General features: G+C 65.7%; 19 protein-coding genes. 9 read left to right on the top strand and 10 right to left on the bottom strand.

Going from position 1 to position 19,824, the window contains the following annotated elements; all coding sequences use genetic code 11:
• The first annotated feature begins 32 nt into the window (after positions 1 to 32).
• Positions 33 to 1,433, top strand: a complete 1,401-nt coding sequence (locus HAP47_RS28275) for a M20/M25/M40 family metallo-hydrolase (RefSeq protein ID WP_173641785.1) — start codon at positions 33 to 35, stop codon at positions 1,431 to 1,433.
• 103 nt (positions 1,434 to 1,536) lie between these two features.
• Here the strand turns inward: HAP47_RS28275 and HAP47_RS28270 are convergent, their stop codons facing one another.
• Positions 1,537 to 2,316, bottom strand: a complete 780-nt coding sequence (locus HAP47_RS28270; protein ID WP_173641786.1) for a class II aldolase/adducin family protein — start codon at positions 2,314 to 2,316, stop codon at positions 1,537 to 1,539.
• Positions 2,317 to 2,540: 224 nt separating this feature from the next.
• Positions 2,541 to 4,190: a glycosyltransferase family 39 protein gene (locus HAP47_RS28265; protein ID WP_173641787.1), complete on the bottom strand. Its 1,650-nt coding sequence runs from the start codon at positions 4,188 to 4,190 to the stop codon at positions 2,541 to 2,543.
• 338 nt (positions 4,191 to 4,528) lie between these two features.
• Between HAP47_RS28265 and HAP47_RS28260 the strand changes: the two genes are divergently transcribed.
• Complete coding sequence (locus HAP47_RS28260; RefSeq protein ID WP_173641788.1) at positions 4,529 to 5,413, top strand: DUF308 domain-containing protein; 885 nt, start codon at positions 4,529 to 4,531, stop codon at positions 5,411 to 5,413.
• Positions 5,414 to 5,591: 178 nt separating this feature from the next.
• Complete coding sequence (locus HAP47_RS28255) at positions 5,592 to 6,005, top strand: MucR family transcriptional regulator (protein WP_092125178.1); 414 nt, start codon at positions 5,592 to 5,594, stop codon at positions 6,003 to 6,005.
• 5 nt (positions 6,006 to 6,010) lie between these two features.
• Here HAP47_RS28255 and HAP47_RS28250 read toward each other — a convergent pair whose 3' ends face one another.
• Complete coding sequence (locus tag HAP47_RS28250) at positions 6,011 to 6,442, bottom strand: SufE family protein (protein ID WP_173641789.1); 432 nt, start codon at positions 6,440 to 6,442, stop codon at positions 6,011 to 6,013.
• Between the two features lie 143 nt (positions 6,443 to 6,585).
• Positions 6,586 to 6,963: a DUF5330 domain-containing protein gene (locus HAP47_RS28245; RefSeq protein WP_173643073.1), complete on the bottom strand. Its 378-nt coding sequence runs from the start codon at positions 6,961 to 6,963 to the stop codon at positions 6,586 to 6,588.
• A gap of 435 nt (positions 6,964 to 7,398) precedes the next feature.
• Between HAP47_RS28245 and HAP47_RS28240 the strand changes: the two genes are divergently transcribed.
• Both HAP47_RS28240 and HAP47_RS28235 read left to right on the top strand, forming a co-directional pair.
• A complete protein-coding gene (locus HAP47_RS28240) occupies positions 7,399 to 9,210 on the top strand; it encodes a PAS domain-containing sensor histidine kinase (protein ID WP_173641790.1) in 1,812 nt (603 codons plus the stop codon).
• Positions 9,203 to 9,970 (top strand): peptidoglycan-binding domain-containing protein, encoded by a 768-nt coding sequence (locus HAP47_RS28235; RefSeq protein ID WP_231168443.1) that lies wholly within the window; start codon positions 9,203 to 9,205, stop codon positions 9,968 to 9,970. The genes HAP47_RS28240 and HAP47_RS28235 overlap by 8 nt, the downstream gene beginning before the upstream one ends.
• A gap of 65 nt (positions 9,971 to 10,035) precedes the next feature.
• On the opposite strand, the gene HAP47_RS28230 is transcribed toward HAP47_RS28235, so the two are convergent.
• Complete coding sequence (locus HAP47_RS28230; protein WP_173641791.1) at positions 10,036 to 11,679, bottom strand: ankyrin repeat domain-containing protein; 1,644 nt, start codon at positions 11,677 to 11,679, stop codon at positions 10,036 to 10,038.
• Between the two features lie 225 nt (positions 11,680 to 11,904).
• Here HAP47_RS28230 and HAP47_RS28225 point away from each other — a divergent pair, with 225 nt between their 5' ends.
• A complete protein-coding gene (locus HAP47_RS28225) occupies positions 11,905 to 12,249 on the top strand; it encodes a DUF1491 family protein (protein WP_173641792.1) in 345 nt (114 codons plus the stop codon).
• Here the strand turns inward: HAP47_RS28225 and HAP47_RS28220 are convergent.
• Complete coding sequence (locus tag HAP47_RS28220; protein WP_231168441.1) at positions 12,246 to 13,178, bottom strand: DUF2336 domain-containing protein; 933 nt, start codon at positions 13,176 to 13,178, stop codon at positions 12,246 to 12,248. The two genes, HAP47_RS28225 and HAP47_RS28220, sit on opposite strands and share 4 nt — an antisense overlap.
• Before the next feature lie 295 nt (positions 13,179 to 13,473).
• On the opposite strand from HAP47_RS28220, the gene HAP47_RS28215 reads away from it, so the two are divergent.
• The gene (locus HAP47_RS28215; protein ID WP_097670912.1) at positions 13,474 to 13,668 is read left to right on the top strand and encodes a hypothetical protein; all 195 of its coding nucleotides are present in this window, start codon (positions 13,474 to 13,476) and stop codon (positions 13,666 to 13,668) included.
• Between the two features lie 4 nt (positions 13,669 to 13,672).
• A complete protein-coding gene (locus HAP47_RS28210; protein WP_173641794.1) occupies positions 13,673 to 14,440 on the top strand; it encodes a hypothetical protein in 768 nt (255 codons plus the stop codon).
• Here HAP47_RS28210 and HAP47_RS28205 read toward each other — a convergent pair.
• Complete coding sequence (locus HAP47_RS28205) at positions 14,437 to 15,297, bottom strand: LysR family transcriptional regulator (protein ID WP_173641795.1); 861 nt, start codon at positions 15,295 to 15,297, stop codon at positions 14,437 to 14,439. The two genes, HAP47_RS28210 and HAP47_RS28205, sit on opposite strands and share 4 nt — an antisense overlap.
• 91 nt (positions 15,298 to 15,388) lie before the next feature.
• Here HAP47_RS28205 and HAP47_RS28200 point away from each other — a divergent pair, with 91 nt between their 5' ends.
• A complete protein-coding gene (locus HAP47_RS28200) occupies positions 15,389 to 16,231 on the top strand; it encodes an MBL fold metallo-hydrolase (RefSeq protein ID WP_173641796.1) in 843 nt (280 codons plus the stop codon).
• On the opposite strand, the gene HAP47_RS28195 is transcribed toward HAP47_RS28200, so the two are convergent.
• Genes HAP47_RS28195 through HAP47_RS28185 form a run of 3 tightly spaced genes read right to left on the bottom strand, consistent with a single transcriptional unit; the run spans position 16,228 to position 19,698 of the window.
• Positions 16,228 to 16,848: a DUF1254 domain-containing protein gene (locus tag HAP47_RS28195; RefSeq protein WP_173641797.1), complete on the bottom strand. Its 621-nt coding sequence runs from the start codon at positions 16,846 to 16,848 to the stop codon at positions 16,228 to 16,230. The two genes, HAP47_RS28200 and HAP47_RS28195, sit on opposite strands and share 4 nt — an antisense overlap.
• Complete coding sequence (locus HAP47_RS28190) at positions 16,845 to 17,423, bottom strand: DUF1214 domain-containing protein (RefSeq protein WP_050424324.1); 579 nt, start codon at positions 17,421 to 17,423, stop codon at positions 16,845 to 16,847. The genes HAP47_RS28195 and HAP47_RS28190 overlap by 4 nt, the downstream gene beginning before the upstream one ends.
• Before the next feature lies 1 nt (position 17,424).
• Positions 17,425 to 19,698 carry a transglycosylase domain-containing protein gene (locus HAP47_RS28185; protein ID WP_173643075.1) on the bottom strand — a complete coding sequence of 758 codons (2,274 nt, stop codon included), beginning with the start codon at positions 19,696 to 19,698 and terminating at the stop codon, positions 17,425 to 17,427.
• Positions 19,699 to 19,824: the final 126 nt, after the last annotated feature.

Genomic DNA, 19,824 nt, shown 5'->3' with positions numbered 1-19,824 from the left:
TCGGCAATGTCCAAACAAAAAGGATATCCGCGATGTCCAACGCCAAGCTGCAGACGGTCCTCGACCGTATCGACGCCGATTTCGACAACAGTCTCGAGCGGCTGTTCACGCTGCTGCGGATCAAATCGATCTCGGCCGATCCGGCCTTTGCCAATGACTGCAAGGCGGCTGCCGATCACCTCGCCAAGGATATCGCAACCCTCGGTTTCAAAACCGAGGTGCGGCCGACCGCCGGCCATCCGGCCGTGGTCGGCAAGCTGAACGGCACGACCGACGGGCGTCCGCATGTGCTGTTCTACGGCCACTATGACGTGCAGCCGGTCGATCCCCTGAATCTCTGGCACCGTCCGCCGTTCGAGCCCGTGGTGACCGACCATGCCGACGGGCGCAAGATCATCGTCGCGCGCGGAGCCGAGGACGACAAGGGGCAGTTGATGACCTTCGTCGAGGCATGCCGGGCCTGGAAGGCGGTGACGGGATCGCTGCCGATCGACATCACCATCGTCATCGAGGGTGAGGAGGAGGTCGGCTCGAAGAATTTCGTGCCATTCCTGGAAGCGAACAAGGCCGAGTTCAAGGCGGACTTCGCGCTGGTCTGCGATACCGGCATGTGGGATCCGAACACGCCCGCGATCACGACCTCGCTGCGCGGCCTGGTCTATGACGAGGTCAAGATCAAGGCCGCCAATCGCGACCTGCATTCCGGCGTGTTCGGCGGCGGCGCGCAGAATCCGATCCGCGTGCTGACGCGGATCCTCGGCGGCCTGCATGACGAGAACGGCCACATCACCATCCCCGGGTTCTATGACGGCGTGAAGGACCTGCCGCTGGACATCCTGGCGCAATGGAAGCAGCTCAATCTGACGGCGGACAGCTTCCTCAAGCCGATCGGCCTGTCGGTGCCGGCCGGCGAGAAGGATAGGCTCCTGATCGAGCAGGTCTCCTCGCGTCCGACCTGCGACATCAACGGCATCGTCGGCGGCTATACCGGCGAAGGCTCCAAGACGGTGATCCCGGCGGAGGCGTCGGCGAAGGTGTCGTTCCGGCTGGTCGAAGGACAGGACCCAGAGAAGATCCGCAAGGCGTTCCGCGACTATGTGACCGCGCGCGTGCCGGCGGATTGCAAGGCCGAGTTCATCGATCATTCCTCTGCGCCGGCGATTGCGCTCGACTGGAACATGAAGCCGCTGGCGGCTGCCCGCCGCGCGCTGACCGACGAATGGGGTAAGGAGGCGCTGCTGGTCGGGTCCGGCGCCTCGATCCCGATCGTCGCCGACTTCAAGCGCACGCTCGGCCTCGACAGCGTGCTGGTCGGCTTCGGGCTCGACGACGACAACATCCATTCGCCGAACGAGAAGTACGACCTCAAGAGCTACCACAAGGGCATCCGCTCCTGGGCGCGGATCCTGGCGGCGTTCGCCGACACCAAGTAGCGCGACAGGCCGCACGCAAAAACGCCGCCCGGAATTGGGCGGCGTTTTGATTCAGGCCGTGTAGAGGGTGTTGGCGGCTAGCTTACCCGAAGATTGTGAAATTTCAATCACGGTAGCCGGGATTGACCCGGTCGAGCTTGCGCAGCAGCGGCGGCCAGACGAGCTGGGTCGAGCGCAGCTCGGCGCGATCGGGGTTCGACAGCAGCTCGGTGTTCTTGTCGATGGCGTGCTGGTCGACCGGATAGGCGCTTCCGCCGAGCGCGCGGGTCGCCACCTGCATCGAGCAGGCGCGCTCCAGATGATACATCCGCTCGAAGGCGGACGCGACCGAGCGGCCGACCGTCAGCGTGCCGTGATTGCGCAGCAGCATGTGGTTCTTGGTGCCGAGATCGCGCTGCAGGCGCGGGCGCTCGTCATGATCGAGCGCGATGCCTTCATAGTCGTGATAGGCGAGGTCATGGGTGACGAGCTGCGCGGTCTGGTTCAGCGGCAGCAACCCATCGGGGCCGCTCGACACCGCGGTGCCGTCGACCGTGTGCAGATGGAGCACGCAGCCGGCGTCCTCGCGCACCTCGTGGATCGCCGAATGGATTGTGAAGCCGGCCGGGTTGATGCTGTAGTCGCTCTTCGAGAGCTGATTGCCGTCGAGGTCGACCTTGACCAGACTCGATGCGGTGATCTCGTCGAACATCAGCCCGTAGGGGTTGATCAGGAAGTGATGCTCGGGTCCGGGCACGCGCGCTGAGATGTGGGTGTCGACCAGATCGTCCCAGCCGTAGAGCGCGACCAGCCGGTAGCAGGCGGCGAGATTGATCCGCTGCTCCCATTCCGCCGCGCTGATATCCGACGGGACTTCCTTCAGGCGCGCTTCCGCTGGCGACATGGCCGATGCTCCATTGATGGCTGTTGCTTGCACCGAGCCTAGCCCTGCCGCCGGATCGCAGCAAGGCAGCATAGCGGCGTGACAGTCATGCCGGCATGCGGCCCACGATCCGAACGGCAACGGTCGGTGGGCAGCCGCAGGATCGATCTTCCAAGGCCGCGATGGGCGAGAGCATATTCGGTTTTGATTGACACGAACCGGCGTCGACTTCGTTCGAAAACGCCTTACGGCGCCGGGATCGCCAGCAGGCTCGAGATGCTGCGGCCGCGGATGTCGTAGACCCGGGCGAACACGACGTCATCGCGCTTGATCTCGACCATCACGGGGGCGGCCAGGCCCTTGCAGTAGAATTCGCCGAGCGTCATCGCGAAGTCGGCGGCATGGCTGTCCCAGCCGATCGTGAAGTCCGGCCCGAGCGCGACCTGCGCGGGGCGCTGCGGTCCGCACACCGCGACCTTCCACTTGCGGTGCTGCGGCGGCACTTCCTGCCGCTCCGCCAGCTGCTCGCGCAGCCCGTCGGATGCCTGCTTCAGCGCCAGGCCCCAATAGTCGAGCATGAAGAAATTGTCGGCGGTCCGCACCGTGCCGGCGATGTGGTTGAAGTGCGTGTATTGATACGGATGCAGGCGGATCATTTCGCTGAGCGGCAGCAGCAGGCCGAACGCGAACACCGCGAGCGCCGCAGGTTGCCAGGCGCGGCGGTTCTCGCCGAGCCAGTCCATGCCGCGGGCGAAGGCGACACCGCCAAGCACCGCCATCGGCGGGATCACGAAGATGAAGTGGCGGATGCCGTTGTAGAGCGCCGGCCGCTTCACCATTGCAATCACCAGCGGCAGCGTCGCCGCCAGCGTCAGCATCAGCATGATCGACTTGCGCTTCGCTGCCACATCGGTGCGCGACAGCGTCATGAAGGTGGTGATGACGGCCGCGGTCAGCAGCACCAGCAGCACTTCGGGAAGCTGCAGCGCGAACAGCGTCGGCAAATAGGACCACGGCATGTCCGGCACCGAGACCAGCGCGCCGTCGAACATCTCCTTCCAGGGCTTCTCGAAGAAGTGCGAGAAATAGGTCACCGCTTCCAGCGGATGCCCGGGCTCCATGATCGACCACGGCCAGATCAGGCCCATCACGAGATAGCCCAGCACGAGCCCCGGCAGCAGCACATAGATGACATGGGCAAAGCGATGGGTCGCCTCGCGCGGGCCCTGCTTGCGGAATTCCTCGATCCAGAGCGGGATGAAGCCGACCACGGCGTAGATCAGGGCGAGGCCACCAAGAACGCGGCAGCCGATCGACAGGCCGGCCCCTAAGCCCACGATCAGGATCGTGCGCGGCGAGGGCGCCGGATATTCCTCGATCAGGCGGACGAGGCCCATGATCAGGACCACCATCGCGACGGCGAACGGCGCATCCTTCGGATTCATGAACATGTGGCCGTAGAAGGTCGGGCACAGCGCGAGCAGCAGCAGGGCCGCCAGTCCCGCCAGCGGGCCACCGACGCGGCGCGCCAGGCGCCAGGTTACGGCAAGCCCGATGACGCCGACGATCGCGCCGAGCAGGCGGCGCGTCTCGAACAATTCGAGCGGGATGACCTTGTGCAACAGGGCCGCGGCCATATCGAAGCCGCCGCCGTACATATAGAGATTGGCGAAGGAGAGCGCGCCGGTGTCCCTGAACCCGGACCCGTACATGCGCAGCAGGAGGTCGGCGTATTCAGCGTGGGTGTAATCGTCCCAGCCCAGACCGTAGTCGCGGAATGTGAGGCCGGCGACCACGGCGACCACGCCGAGGACGAAGAATGCGAGATCGTCGCAGGTCTTCTCCACCGAGCGCCGTGCAGGCGCCTCGAGGGCAGACGTCGTAATCGATGACATAGCTAGTGATACCGGCGTGCCTGTGGCCCAGTTTGGCGCTTTAGGGCCTCATTCCCCGGCATCCATAGCGCAGCTCGGTTTCCAAGTAATTGGTAATTGTGGCGTAATTTCCCAGATGCGTTGCAATAAATTGGCAGCAATTCGTAGCCAGTAGATCTACGGGAGGTGGTTTCCTGAACGTGGCTGCAGCCGCGATCAAGAAGCGCATCAGGCCCGGTTAAGCTGGATTTTAGGGAACTCCGTCTACAATTGGCGGTTGGCGGTGTGGTCAATATGACGGTATCGTGGCGTTGGCGGCTCGCGCCGATTTTCGGTCGGGTCTCCCGGGGGTTAGTTCGATGATGGTTGGTCTGTTGGTCGTCGGCGTGGGCCTGGTTGTGGCGGGCTTGGCGGCGATCGGCTTGGGAATCCCCTACAAGGAATTCAGCGTCGGCGGCGCGTTGATCACGACCGGCGTAACCGGCGTATGCACCGGTGCGATCGTGCTGGCGCTCGCTGCCGTCCTTCGGGAACTCCAGGTCATCGCCAGGCGGCTCGAGCCTGTTGCTACGGGTGCCCGGGCCGAGGCTCCGCTACCGTCTGCAACTTCCCCGCGCAATGCCCCCGAGGATCCTGTTTTCCCGCCGCCGCGCGAGCCCAAGGTCGCCGCGCCTCCGCCGCCGGTCCCGCCATCCGCGTCCACGGCCCCGCCGCCCTGGCACGACGAAATCCCCCCGCGCGGCGCGCCGGGCGAGGCGGCGCCGCCCGTGCCGGGTGGAGCGCCCCCGGAGGGCGAAGCCACGCCCAAGCGGCGCAACCTGTTGTTTTCGTCCTCGCGGAAGGAACGCGAGCGAGCCCAGAGCCGTACGGCTGAGCCGCTGACGCCGGATCTGCTGTCGCCGGAGCTGCGTCCTGGTTCGGCCGCGGCGGACGAGCCCGCACCGGCAGCGTTCGACGATGCCTGGCCGAAGGCCGAGCGGCTGCGGTCGGTCGATGTCGCCCCACGGCGCGCGCCCCGGCCGTCGACCTTCGGCGAGACCCAGTCAGCCGGCGCGGCGCCGTCATCGGGCCATCCACCGCCGCCCCAGGAGCAGCCGCCGGTGACCGTGCTCAAATCGGGCGTCGTCGACGGCATGGCCTATTCGCTCTATTCGGACGGATCGATCGAGGCGCAGATGCCGGAGGGCATGATGCGGTTTGCCTCGATCGATGAGCTCAGGTCGCATCTGGAGCAGCGGCCTTAAGGTCCGTAGCAATACTTGCGGGCGGCGGGTTCGGGGCCGGAAAAATACGGCCGTTCTTGTCAGATTTGCTGTAATCCGCTCATATCCGCGAAGTAGTACGCGATTCCATTGATGTATTGCTGCACGTGGATACTGTCCGGTGGGCGCCGGACCGTCGATAGCACGGGAAGGTTGAGCCATGTCCGATACGTCAGGCAAAACGCCGGTCGAGCTGACCGCAAACATCGTTTCAGCCTATCTCAGCAACAATCCGACGCCGGCCTCGGATATTCCGAGCCTGATCAGCCAGGTCCACGCGGCGTTGCTGCGGGTGTCGAGCGGCCGCGCCGACACGCCGAGCGAGCCGGCCAAGCCGGCGGTGTCGATGAAGAAGTCGATCACGCCGGAATATCTGGTGTGTCTCGAAGACGGCAAGCGCTTCAAGTCGCTCAAGCGCCATCTGCGCACGCAGTACAACATGACACCGGAGCAATATCGCGACAAATGGGGCTTGCCGGCCGACTATCCGATGGTGGCGCCGAACTATGCGGTGGCGCGATCGCAGCTCGCCAAGAAGATGGGACTTGGCCAGCAGGCGCGGAAGCGGAAGTAAGGATTTTACGCGGCGGACGCCAGCGCTTCGCGCGCATCGTTGCGGATGCGATCGACCATCGAGCGGAGGCCGTTGGAGCGCTGCGGCGTCAGATGGTCGCGGAAGCCGAACTCGTCGAACAGCGCGAGCGCGTCGGTGGCGAGGATTTCCTTCGGCGTGTGCCCGGAAAACAGCGTCAGGACGATCGCGACCAGGCCGCGCACGATGTGGGCGTCGCTGTCGCCGATATAGTTCAGGCGCGGTTCGCCATTGGCATCGCGATCGATCCGCTTCGACAGCCAGACCTGGCTGACGCAACCCTGCACCTTGTTCTCGGCCGAGTGCTCCGCCTCCGACAACGGCTCCAGCGTGCGGCCAAGCTCGATGACATAGCGGTAACGGTCGTCCCACTCGTCCAGCAGCGCAAAATTGTCCCTGATTTCGTCGATCGTCGTCATCGTGGCCCGCGTCCTATTCTCAACGGCTTATATAGGAAGGCGGGCCGCGAAAGCGACGAAAATGGAACCGGTTCCCGGTTGTTTTGGCGCGTTTTCTTCACGCGAAGCGGCACCCGTCTCACGCGCAAGCGCTCGATTGGCGCTTACGGCATCGGCGGCAGGCGAAATTCAATCATCTGATCGTCCGCCGTCAGCGTGTCGCGGGATGCGCCCGGGTCGGTATCATCCTTGCCGATCGAGCCGGTGTGGTCGGGCGGCTTCTTGTCGGTGATGATCTGGTAGAGCTTGCGCGCGCCATCGGTCGCGCGCTGGCCGATCGCGGTCGCGGCCTGGCCGCCGACTTCGCAGGCGGAAGGCTGACGCTTGCAGAACTGACCCATGTCGTTGATCGTCGCCGTCGCGGCCGACACCGCGTCCGATGCGCTGATCTGCGGCGTCTTGTCCGCTTCAGGTGTTTTGTCTCTCGGCAGCAGCACGAGCACAAGCCCGAGCCAGAATGCCAAACGCAGCAGGAAGAACATGGCGCGATCCCGGTCGTCTATCTTGTCTTTTGCTTCTTGCGCGGTCGATGCCGCTATTGCCCTCACGGTTAGCATCGGTCGATAAATCGGAAGTATCTGCATTGAAGTAAATCCGCCGAAAAATCGCGGAAAATTCGCCTGAATCGATTCGCCGTAAATTTTCGATTGATGGCTGCTGGCGGGTGCCAAATCGGCGCTACTGCGCGGCGTCCACCATTTCGAAACCATAGTTTGTCGCACCCGGAAACCAGCCGTTCACCATCCCCGACAAATGACCGGTGAATGACAGCGTCGAAGCCTCGCCAATGCACGGTGTTTGGCAGCAGGCCGGCCCGCCTTAGCGTTCGCTTAAGTTCGCTCTGACACGTTGGCCTGCAATCACAAAGGAGGCGTTCCGGCGCGTCTGTCTGACGATTAAGCCGAAGCGCGAGTGCTGTGAGTAGTTTGAGTCTGATCCGCGATTGCCTGGATGCGCTGCTGCATCCGTCGGCGCAATATGATGCGCTGACGCGTGCGCGCCACCGTGCCTTCATGGCACCGCGGCTGCTCGGCAGTCTGGCGGCGCTGGCCTCGTTTCCTGCCTTTCTGGCGATGCGCGGTGCGCCGACGGCGATCGAGGTCGCGGCCTTCGCCTGGCTGATCGCACCGATCCTGCTGTCCTGGTTCCTGTCGCGCACCGGCCGCTACGAAGGCGCGCATGTGCTGTCGTCGCTGGCGCTCGCCGGTCTCGTGATGATGATCGCGGCCTCGACCGGCGGCATCGCGTCGTTCGCGGCGGTGTGGCTCGTCGTGATTCCGATCGAGGCGGCACTGTCGGCGTCGCGGCGCGTGGTGGCGTTTGCGTTCGCGCTGGCGATGATCTGTGCCGCGCTGCTCAGCATGCTTGGCCATTACCACGTGCTGCCGGTGGTCGATCCGGCGGTTGCGTCGAACAGCACGCTGGTCGGCTTCGGCGTCGTATCGGCGATCTTCTATGCGGCCGGGCTGGCCTTCGGCGCGGAGTCTCTGGCGCGAACCAGTGTGGCGCTGCTTTACGTCGAGGAAGAGCGCTACCGCCTGCTCGCCCATAACATGAGCGACGTGCTGTCGCGGCACAGCCGCAACGGCGCGGTGCGCTTCATTTCACCCGCGGTCGAGATCATGCTCGGCGTGGCGGCATCGCGGCTGTCGGGCCACGGCCTGTTCGACCGCGTTCATGTCGCCGATCGTCCGGCCTATCTCACCGCGCTGTCGGACGCCGCGCGCGGCGAGTCCCGCAGCGTCGAGTTCCGCGTGCGCCGCGACGGTGCGCGAGGCGAGGCTGCCGCCGAATTCATCTGGGTCGAGATGCGCTGCCGTGCGCTCGAGCAGGCTTCCGCCGATGCCGAGGTGGTCGCCGTGATCCGCGACGTGACCGATCGCAAGGTGCAGGAGCAGGCGCTCGAACAAGCGCGCCATGCGGCCGAACAGGCCGATGCGTCGAAGACGCGCTTCCTGGCCACCATGAGCCACGAGTTGCGGACCCCGCTCAACGCCATCATCGGCTTCTCCGAGATGATCGCGCAGGAAGATGTGCTCGGCCTCGATGCGGCCCGCCGCAAGGAATACGCGCAGCTTATCAACGATTCCGGCCAGCATCTGCTGTCCGTCGTCAACGGCATCCTCGACATGTCGAAGATGGAATCCGGCAATTTCGAGATTTCGCCGGAGCCGTTTGCGCCGCGGCCGGCGCTGCTCAATTGCTGCAACCTGGTGGCGTTGAAAGCGCGCGAGAGCGGTGTCGACCTCGTCACCCGCGTGCCAGACGACCTGCCGATCGTGAACGGCGATTCGCGCGCGTTCAAGCAGATCGTCCTCAATCTGGTTTCCAACGCGATCAAGTTCACCGAGCGCGGCGGCAAGGTGACCGTGTCGGCCGGCGTCGAGGGAGCGCGGCTCTTGCTGCGGGTCTCCGACACCGGTGTGGGCATCGCCGCCGACGACCTCAAGCGGATCGGCGATCCGTTCTTCCAGGCCGGCAAGACCTATCAACGGCGCCACGAAGGCACCGGCCTCGGCCTTTCCATCGTCAAGGGGCTGGTTGGCCTGCACCATGGCGAGATGAATGTGGAGAGCAAGGTGGGCGAGGGCACCATCGTGTCGGTGGCGCTGCCGCTGTCGTTCACCCCGCCGGCCGCGGTCGAGCCCTCCAGCAATGTCTCGACGCTGAAGCCCGCGTTGCGGTCCGGACTGCAAGAGCAAACCCAACAGGTGAAGAAGAGTGCCTAGACAGACTTTGGATGACGAGGAAACGCCCCGCCGTCGCCGCGGCGCCAAGGCAGTGGCCATCGCGGCCGAGGAGGAACGTGGCCTCGTCCTGCGCCTGCTGCTGCATAGTCCGAAGGATCTCGTCGCGAGCGTGCTGGCCCTGTCTGCCATTGTTGCGATCCTGATCAACGCACTGTTCCTGCAGGCTGGCCGTCATCCGTCGCCGATGTTCGGCGGCTCGGTGGTGATGCTGCCGCCGCCGGCCCCGGTTGCCGCGGCCGCCAGCCCGCTGCCGCGCCCGCGTCCGGCCGAGGCCGCCGCCCGATCGGTCGAGCCCGCCGCCATGGAGTCGACCAAGCCGGTCGACGTGAAGCCCGTGGAGACCAAGCCTGTCGAGACCAGGTCCGTTGAAGCCAAGCCGGCGGAGCCAAGATCTGTTGAAGCGAAGCCGGTCGATCCGATGGCCAGCCTGGTGCTGAAGTCGACGGCCACGCCGCCGGCCGCCGCACCGTCCCCGGCCGCCGCGCCGTCCAGCGTCATTCGTCCGCCGGCGCCGATCCCGACACAGCATCTGAGCCCGGCCGGCAAGCGCATCGCCGCGGTCCAGCGGACGCTGACCGAATATGGCTACGGCCAGCTCAAGCCGACCGGCACGATCGGCGCCGATACCCAGCACGCGATCGCGAAGTTCGAGCGCGCGCGCAAGCTGCCGGTGACCGGGCAGATGTCCGATCGCCTCGTGCACGAACTCAGCACGATGATCGGGCACTCGATCGACTAGGCGTCCTTGTTATGGCCGGGTTTTGCCCGGCCATGCGTGTCCTTTCCTGGTGCGTTGATGTGTCGTCAGGCAGCTTCGCCCAGCAGAACGTCCCTGACCTCGTCGGAGAACGGCTTCTTGTCGCCGGCCACCTGCACCGATTCCGGATCGTCGCGATCCGGAATACCGCGCGGCATGCCGTGATCGAGCAGGGCTTGCGCGCAGCCGGCCCAATCGCCGCCACTGACCGGTTCATTGCAGGACGCCCACGACAAGGTTCCGGACGCATTGTCGCCGAAGCCGTGCTGCTCGGTCCACTCCGCGCCGTGCTCGAGAAGGAAGCGCGTCAGCCCGGCATTGCCGCGGAACACCGCATGATTGAGCGCCGATGCGTCCCAATCGCCGCCACGCACCGCGATGGGCCAGCCTAGCTTGACCATCAGCCGCACCGCATCGTCGCCGCCTGCCGTGGCGAGCTCGGGAAGCAGCCGCAACTGCTTTGGTGAAAGCGATCCCGGAAGATCTGGCCGGGCGGCCTGGATCCGCCGTGCTTCGTCCTCGTCGCCGCTGCTGCACGCCGCGACGAACCGCTCATCATCGGCCAGCGTCTCGTCGCCGGTGCGCTGCCGCAGCAGCTCGGCGACCTCGGTCAGTCCGAACTGCAAAGCGTAGCGGTAAGCGCTGAGACCGTCCGCTGTCGTAATGCGTGGGTCTGCGCCGGCGTCGAGCAAGGTCGCAATGCATGTCCGCGACCGCCGCCGCCGGATCGCCCACATCAGCGGCGAACGGCAATCCGTCAACGGTGCATTGCGGGCGGACTCGTTCGGATTGCCACCGTGTCGCAGCAGCAATTTGAGCGCGGCCACGTTCTCGTCGTCGAGCACCTTGTACATCGCGTTGGTGCCCGCGATCCGCGCGCCGTGCTCGAGCAGCACGCCTGTCGTCACGGAGCCTTCGAGCGAGTGGTACAGCGATTCATTGTCGTTCGGATTGGCGCCGGCTTCGAGCAATAGCCGGGTCAGCGCGAGATCGTGATTGCGCCCGGCGGCGCCATACAGGGCCGACAGCGGATTGCTGTCATCGGGGGCGTCGAGCGATCCGGGCGGCCAACGGCTGCTGATGTGCTGGTCGGGATCGGCGCCGGCCTCAAGCAGCAGGCGCGCGCAGCGATGCAGCCGCACCTGAAATTCCGGAATCTGCAGCAGGCTGGAATGCGCTACCGCGACCAGCGGCGGCAGTTTCAACGGACCGCCGGGGCGGTTGACCCATGCGGGATCATCGGCTGCGGTGCGCCGTATCGTCTCCTCTTCGCCGACGGCGCAGGCGAGATAGGGATCGTCGGCCACAAGATAGGGATCCTCGGTGAGCATCCGCACCGCGACGCGCGGATTGGCGCGATCGGTCATGCCGGCGACGTCTGCGGCATAGACCAGCTGCAGCCATCGCCGCATCCGGTCGTCCCGGCTCTTGCCTGGCGGCAATTGGGCTTCAACATAGCGCCGCAGGTCCGGCCATGAGGCGAAGCCGAGATCGCGCGCGACGCAGGACTGTGCGTCGTGGAGCCGCAGATCAAGCGCGGCGATTTGCGCGTCGCTGCGCCCGGCTGCTGCCGGAAGCGCCTGGCGGAAACGGGCGTAGGCCTGCGGGGCCTGTCGCCGGTAAAGGCGAATGAGCTCCTTGGCCTGCTTCTTCAGATGTTCGAGATTCAATCGCGCGGGCGATCGGTCCATGGAAACCTCCGTGCATCATCGCCGATGGTCCACAAAACCGGCTGCACAAAGGCTTGGTTGGCCGCATATCAGGTGCAAGTGGGTTCAACCCTTCCCGTGGACCCGGGCGCGGCTTGCACCGCTGATGCAAGGATATGAGCGACGATTGTGTCGGTCAACCCGCTGGTGCGTGATGTCATCTGTGACAATTGGACGTGGCCGCGCCGCTGGCCTATAGGTCGGCGCATGCGATTGAAAACCAGCATATGGGTCGCGGCGTATCTGCGCCGCTGCCAGACCGAGGGCGTGTTCGGCGCGATCCGCAAGAAGGGCGCAGAAGAGGCAGGCGCCGTGTTCGTCAAGGTGGCGCTGATGGACGGCAACGCGATGCTGTATGCGCCGGCGCCGCAGACGGTCTATGACGACAGTCGTCCGGCCGAGCGGCTGTTCGTGCCGACCGCACAGCAGCCGGTGTCCGAGCCTTCGGTCGATGAGCGATTGATCAAGGAGCTCCGCTTCGATCCCGATGCCTGGATCGTCGAGACCGAAGATCGCGCCGGGCGGCACTTTCTCGATCTGGCGAAGGCCTAGCTTCCAGACTTCTGGTTGCGAATGCCGGGCGCGCTGCCCGGTTGAATCGCCGGTCGCGTCGGCGAAGATGCCGCGCGGACGTGATGGCGCTCGTCATCATAGAGCGACGAGCGATACTTGGCGCGCGCCACCGCCATGGTCGAGCCGCGCCATGCCGCCAGCATCACCAGCGCAGAGCGCTCGGTCAGGCGATCGTAGAGCCGCGACAGTCGATAGACATAGTTGACCGACGAGCCGGCTTCCGGATTGAGGAACATCAGGATCCGCTGGAATGCGGCGCTCGAGACGTCAAGCGCCCGCATCGCGCAGGCGAGCGGCTCGCCGCCGGGATCATTGACGACCTCCGCCGCGATCCGCGACGGCAGGATCAGTGCCTCGCCGAGTTCGAGCGCGAAGTTATCGAGGTCCTCGGCAAATGCCGCCATCTCCAGGATATGGATCGCGCGCGCGGCGCGGGCCGCTGGAATCCGCGCCGCGGCCTTCAGTGGCGTCTCCTGCAGATTGTGCAGGATCTGCGCGCGTTCTTTCGCGCTGGCGGCAAAGAACATGTCCGAGATTTCGGCGGCATCGTTTGGCCGCATCGCAAGGCTCGCGGCCATCCGCAGCTCTGCCTCGGTCGGGATCTTGGCGGGCAGCGCGGACAGTGCCGGAGCGGGAATTGGCGCGGCGGCCGGCATCGGCTGCTCCGGACCGGTGCGGCGCAGCCCGAGCTTGTCCATGATCCTGGCGGGCGTTGCCGGATAGATCGCAAGTCGCGCACGGACGGCGGCGCGGGTCGCGTCGTCGACCTCGTCGATCAGGCGCGACGTCAGCTCGACGAACTGGCGCTCTTCATCGGCGGAGTGCGCGCTCGCCTGCACATACAGGTCGGTCAGGACGCGCAGCAAAGTGGGCCGGATGTCGACTCCCTCGCGGCGGGAGAGCGTCATCAGCCCATCGAAACCAGGAAATAGCGGAGCTGCGCTCATCTCGGGCGTACGCGACTTGCCAATAAGACTCGGTCTGAAAACCTTGTGGCAGCGAGCCTACGCAGGCTGTTTTAAGACGCAGTTAAGGAAAACAAGCCGTGAAGGCGAACACTCGAATTTGCCCGTGTCTATTTGGGCACAGCGCCGCATCCGTAACCGTCCGTATCGGCGGCTTAAGATGTCGTTAACCATGCGCGTTCTTAACTCGGCGAGCGCGGGGCAAATCATGTCCGTGCGGGGCCAGAGAGAGCGGAACATGGGCACCATCGTTGAGTTTCCGGCGGATGCGGCTGCACGGCGGCCGAGCGCTGTCGGTGCTGCCGGCGAAGGCATGGGGACCGTGCTGATCCTTCCCGTCGTGCGGATCGAGCGAACGACGGAAGAGACCGGCGGAGGGCGCGGACCGGAGCAGGGCACTGCGCAGGGCCGTCGTCGCCGACGCCGCTCCTGATCCAATGCCGGAACTTGCGCAGCGGAACGCCGCTCGGCGGTCACTCCCGGTGCTGATCCTGCTGGTGGCGGGCTCGGCGCTCGCGGGCTGCAGCGGCGGCGATTTCGGCCGCACCCGCGCCGATTTCCGCAACGACGACATGCATCGCTGGATCGGCGCCGAGGCGACCGGAAGCGTCGGCAAGAACGCCTCGCAATTCCAGCTCACCGAACACGAACGTCAGTTGCGCGATCTCGCCTATCAATTCATCGAGCCGCCGCTGTCGCGACCGGCGTGGAAGAGCGTGTACGGCGACTACCAGCCGCTGCCTTCGCCGTGGCGGCAGAGGGTCGTGTTCGATCGCACGGCGTATGGTCGCAATCTGATCGACGAGCCACATCGCTCGTTCGCCTCGCGCTATTCGCTGCTGATCGACCAGGTCCGCGATGACATCACGCGCTTCGAGCCGTTCTTCGCCACCGCGATCCAGGTGATCGAGCTGGATCGCAAGCGCAGTGCCAGCCTCAACATGATCGCCGACGTGTCGCCGCGCGAGAGGGCCGACGCGGTGGCGCGGATGGAAGAGAACACGCTGATCGTGCAATGGGTCCAGCAGAGCCTGGAGCGGCGGATCTCGTCCTATCGTTGGGCGTTGGAGCGGCTGGTGATCCAGGCGCCCGACGGCATGGCCGCCGACGCCGAACGCCAGATCAACGAGCTCGCCCGGCTCACCGCCAATGCACCGCTGGTCTCAGGACCGGTCACGGGCCACGCCGTGGTGACGAAGGGCTAGGCTCGCTTCATCTTCCTTGTTGTGGGTCTGACGCGGCGACTGCTCGCCTGCCGCGGCAGGCGAGCAATGAACTCCTTCAGCGCATTTGATGGCGGGTTGGCCGAGGGATAGGCGAGGCCGACCTCGCGCGTGACGTCGACATCAATCGGGCGCACCGCCACATCCGGATTGCCGCGCGCCACGCCTTCGGGAACGATCGCAACGCCGACCCCGGCCGCGACCAGGGCCATCGCCCATTCCTCCGATTCCGCGATCGCCACCGGCTTGCGCGGCGGCGACGTGCGCTTGAAGAATTCCTGCTGCTCGCAGTGGCAGCGATCGATCATCGGAACGCCCGCGAAGTCGGTGGTCCGCAGCGTCTCCTTGAGGGTGAGTGGATGCGACGGCGGCAATGCCGCGACGTAGCGTTCGCTCCAGAGCGGGATGAAGCGCTCGCCGGCGTTGATCATCGACTTGGCGACGATCCGCGCATCGGCTTTCTCATTGGCGCCGACCAGCCGAAGCGCGAGATCGGCATTGGCCGTCAGCGGCTTCAGCAGCGCGATCGTCCGCGCCTGATCGAGCGTCCGCAGCAGGCCGAGCGTCAGCGGCTGTTTTGTCGCAGGCTTGCGAAACAGGTTTCGCGCCGCATCGGCCTCGTCGATGATCCTGCGGGCGATGCCGTGAAACTGGGCGGCGGACTCCGTCGGAGCCATGCCCTTCTTGTGCCGGATGAACAGCGTGGTGCCGAGCTCGGCCTCGAGATTGGTGATCGCCGCCGAGATCGACGGCTGCGAGATGAAGCAGCGCTTCGCCGCGGCGGTCAGGTTGCGCTCCCGATAGACCGCGGCGAAATAGCGGAGTTCGCGGATATCCATAGGCATATCCTATCGTAGTGATAGAAAGACAATATTTTACCTATGGAAACGCGACTGGCAAGTCTGCACCGGCTTCAGCGGAGGATTTGTTATGCGCATCCATCATCTCAACACCGGCACCATGTGCCCTATCGGAAAGCGGCTCGTGAACGGCAGCGGCAGCATCTTCCGGCGGGCGCGGATGGTCTGTCACTGCCTGCTCGTCGAGAGCAATGACGGCCTCGTGCTGGTCGATACGGGCATCGGGCTCGACGACATCGGCGACCCGCCGCGGCTCGGCCGCAAATGGGTGCGGCAGACGGCGCCGCGGCTCGATCCGGCCGAGACGGCCGTCCGCCAGGTGAAGGCGCTCGGCTTCTCGCCCGATGACGTGCGGCATCTGCTGCTGACGCATCTCGATCGCGACCATGCCGGCGGCGTGCCGGACCTTCCGAAGGCCAAGGTGCATGTCCATCGCAAGGAGTACGACATGGCGGTGACGCATCAGGTCGCGCCGCCGGAAGGCCGCTACATCACGGCGCAGTGGAAGCACGGGCCGGATTGGGCATTCTACGGCGCCGGCGGCGAGGACTGGTTCGGCTTCAAGGGCGTGCGCGCGCTCGGCGATCGCGAGCCGGACATTCTGATGATTCCGCTGCCGGGCCACACGCTCGGCCATTGCGGGATCGCGGTGCGCGACAAGGACAGATGGCTGTTGCACGCAGGCGATGCCTATTTCCACCACGCGCAGCTCGATGCCAGGCCGCGGATCCCGCTGGTGCTCGGCATGTTCCAGCGCCGGGCGGACATGGATCGCGCGACGCGCATCCAGAACCAGGAACGGCTGCGCCAGCTGAAAGCGGCGCATGGCGCCAGCGTCACGATCGTCAACAGCCACGATCCCGTCGATTACGAGAGCTGCCGTTGCGGCCGGCACGCGCTCGCCGCGAGCTAGCGCTTGCGTGTTGCAGGTGGTGGAGCCGGGGCGGGCAGAGGCGGCGGTGCTTCCTGCTTGGCCGCGACGGGCTCGGCCTGCACCTTGCAGGACGAGGCCGCAAGCGAGGCCTGCGCCTGCGGCATCAGGCCGGGCTCCGGCGCCAGCGCCTTCAGCAGGATCAGGCCGGTCGAGGTAGGCGAGTCGATGATCAGCCGGTCGGCGGCGGTGACTTCCTCGTCCTCCGGCAGCTCGTTGTGCTGCGCTTCCGTCATCAGATCGAGCTCGATCACCTTCTTGCCGGCGGAGCGGTCGTTGATCGCGTAATAGGCGACTTCGTTGCGGGTGTAGAACGATACCGAGGTATAGGCCTGGCTCACGGGCACGGTGAGCTTGAGCGGCCCGGTTGAGAGATCGTAGCGGCAGATCGCCACCGCGAAGGCCGGATCCATCAGCGGCATCGGCGAGTTGCTCGGGTCGGCCAGCGGCAGCTGCGTCACCTCGTTGAGCCTGGTCATCGGCGTGAGCCGCGAATAGGCGTCCTGCGAGGCGATGCGCGGCAGCGCCAGCACGCTGACGAGATGCACCACGCCGCCGAGCAGCACGCCTGCGAGTATGGTGAACAGCACGCGGATCATGGGCAGCCCGTCGTTGCAATCGAGGGCATCGGCGCGTCGCGCTGGGTGCGGGTCGCGACCCCGACCGGCGTGTCGTAGAGGCGCAGCATCAGCGCGTAGCGCTCGATGCCGCCGGTCGGCAGCCAGTTGCCGGCGCGCGAGCGGGAGGCGATGTGGATCTCGAACGTGCCGTCGGAGGCGCGCATGATCTCCTGGCTGGTGAAGCCGTAACGCTGCAGCGAATTGGCGACGAGATGGCCCTTGCGGTCGAACAGCGTCAGCGTCCAGAACCGCGCCGCCGGCGTCACGCCGCTGACCACGATGTCGCAGCGGCCGTCGAGCGGCTTGTTCTTGTCGTCGGTGGTTGCCGAAAACGCGATGCCGTCGCCGGTGCCGATCGGCAGCTCGCCGCTGCGCGCGATGGTGGCGCGCGAATAGGGGTCGACGTCGGAGGTGCCGTTCTTTGGCCGCGCCGTCCAGGCGCCGATCTTCAGCGTGCCGAGATCGGTGCCGCGCGTCGCCGTCGCGTAGGTCAGGCCGAGGCCAACGGCCGTGGCGATGACGAGTGCCAGCAAGGTGGTGAGGAGGAGCCGCACGTCAGTTCTTGCGTGGCGCAGGTGCTGTCGTGCCGTCCGGCCCGGCCGCGGCAACGTAGTTTTCGGGGAACGCCAGCGCGCTCGAGGACTCCGCCTTGCCGGCCTTCGAGGGCTCGTTCAGCGTAGTCTTGTTGGCCGTCCTGGCGGCGTCGTCGAGCAGCTTCTCGACCCGCACCAGGATATCGGCGCCACGCCTGGTCAAAACCGGGGGCGGACCCGGCTTGGTCTCCAGCACGCGCGGGGCCGCGTTGGCCTGGGCATTGGCCTGCGCCGGCTGCGGCGGCAGCTTCTGCCCCATGCCGACGCCGACGAGTTCCTTCACTTCCACGCCCTGATGCGCGGCGACCATGATGTCGTGCCAGGTCTGCGCCGGCAGCGAGCCGCCGGTCATGCGGTTGGTCGGCGAATAATCGTCATTGCCGTACCAGACCGCGCAGGTGAAGTTGCCGGTGTAGCCGACGAACCAGGCGTCGCGATAGGCGTTGGTGGTGCCGGTCTTGCCCGCGGTCGGAATGCCGTCGAGCGCGGCGCGGCGCGCGGTGCCTTCACTGACCACGTGGCTCATCATGCCGGCCATGTCGGCAGCGATGTTCGGCGGAATGGCCTGGCGCGGCTTGGGGCCGTCACGGTCCCAGCGCCAGACCAGGTCGCCGGCGCCGGTGCGCACTTCGAGCACCGAATGCGGCGTCACCGCCTTGCCGCGGTTCGGGAACGTCGCATACGCCACCGCATGCTCGATCACCGTGACTTCGTCGGAGCCGATCGGCAGCGACGGCGTATCGGGCAGCGGTGCCTTGAGGCCGAAGCGGCGCGCGACCTCGACGATCTTGGCGCGGCCGGCCTTCGGGCCTTCCTTGCCGCCGAGCGCGATCGAGAGCTTGACCGGCACCACGTTGATCGAGCGGGTGATCGCCTGCGTCAGCGTGACTTGACCCGAATAGGAATGGCCATAGTTCTGCGGGCACCAGTTGCCGATGCAGACCGGGCCGTCGACGATCTTCGAGTTCGGCGTGAAGCCGTTGAGCAGCGCCGTGGTGTAGACGTAGGGCTTGAACGATGAGCCCGGCTGCCGGTAGGCGTCGGTGGCGCGATTGAACTGGCTCGCACCGTAGTCGCGGCCGCCGACCATGGCGCGGATTCCGCCGTCGAGATCGGACACCACGGTCGCGGCCTGCGTCGCGTGATAATCACGCCCGAACTGCCGGAGCTGGTTCTCGATCGCTTCCTCGGCCGCCTTCTGCACGTTCATGTCGATCGCGGTGCGGACCACGAAGACGCGCTCGGTGTAGGATTTCGGGAACGTGTCGACCAGCTTGCGCATCTCGTCGAAGGCGTAGTCGAGATAATAGTTCGGCGAGTTCTCGTCGCGCCGGTCGACCGCGACCGCCGGATTGCGGCGGGCACCGAACACCTGGCCCTCGGTCATGAAGCCGGCATCGACGAGGTTGTCGAGCACGACATTGGCGCGGGCGCGCGCCGCGGGCAGGTTGATATGCGGGGCGTATTTGGTCGGCGCCTTGAACAGGCCGGCGAGCATCGCGGCTTCGGCGAGGTTCACGTCGCGCACCGACTTGTTGAAATAGAAATGCGCCGCGCCGTCGACGCCGAAGGTGCCGCCGCCCATATAGGCGCGGTCGAGATAAAGTTTTAAGATCTCGTTCTTGGTGAGCCGCGTTTCCAGCCAGATCGCAAGGAAGGCTTCCTTCACCTTGCGCTCGATGGTGCGCTCGTTGTTCAGGAACAGGTTCTTGGCGAGCTGCTGGGTGATCGACGAACCGCCCTGGCGGACGCCGCCGGCCTGCGCGTTGGTGACGAGGGCGCGGGCGAGGCCCGGAACGTCGATGCCGAAATGGTCGTAGAAACGGCGGTCTTCGGTCGCGAGCGTTGCCTTGATCAGATTGTCCGGAAAGTCTTCCAGCGGGATCGAGTCATTATGCTTGATGCCGCGGCTGCCGATCGGGTTGCCGTAACGGTCGAGGAAGGTCACCGCGAGGTCGGACTTCTTCAGCCAGTCCTCGTCGGCGGTCTCGCGGAACGCGGGGATCGCGAGCGTCAGCATCAGGATCATGCCGCCGAGCCCGATGGTCGCGGCCTCGGACAGCGGCTCGATGAACACCCAGCGCTTCCAGCGGCCGACATAGAAGCGGTCCATGAAGGTGGAATAGCGCTCGTAGAGTTCGCGCAGGCCCTTGCCCGACGAGAACAGCGTCGAGTCGATACGCGCATCGAGGTCCAGGAAGAAATTCCGGACCTTCTGTTTCCAATGCGACGGCATGATCTGAAGGACCGGACCCTTGATCAGTTCGACAGCGCTGCGGGCGCCCGAAACGGGCACAGGCCAGCGTCTTGCTTCGATGTTGCGGCAATCCCAAGGCGCTTTTGCGTCGTTGGGGACTCGTTC

It is taken from the genome of Bradyrhizobium sp. 41S5 (assembly GCF_011516665.3).
Taxonomy (GTDB): Bacteria; Pseudomonadota; Alphaproteobacteria; order Rhizobiales; family Xanthobacteraceae; genus Bradyrhizobium; species Bradyrhizobium quebecense.
The sequence above is the reverse complement of the archived record's forward strand: the minus strand, read 5'-3'. Positions and strand labels throughout refer to the sequence as shown.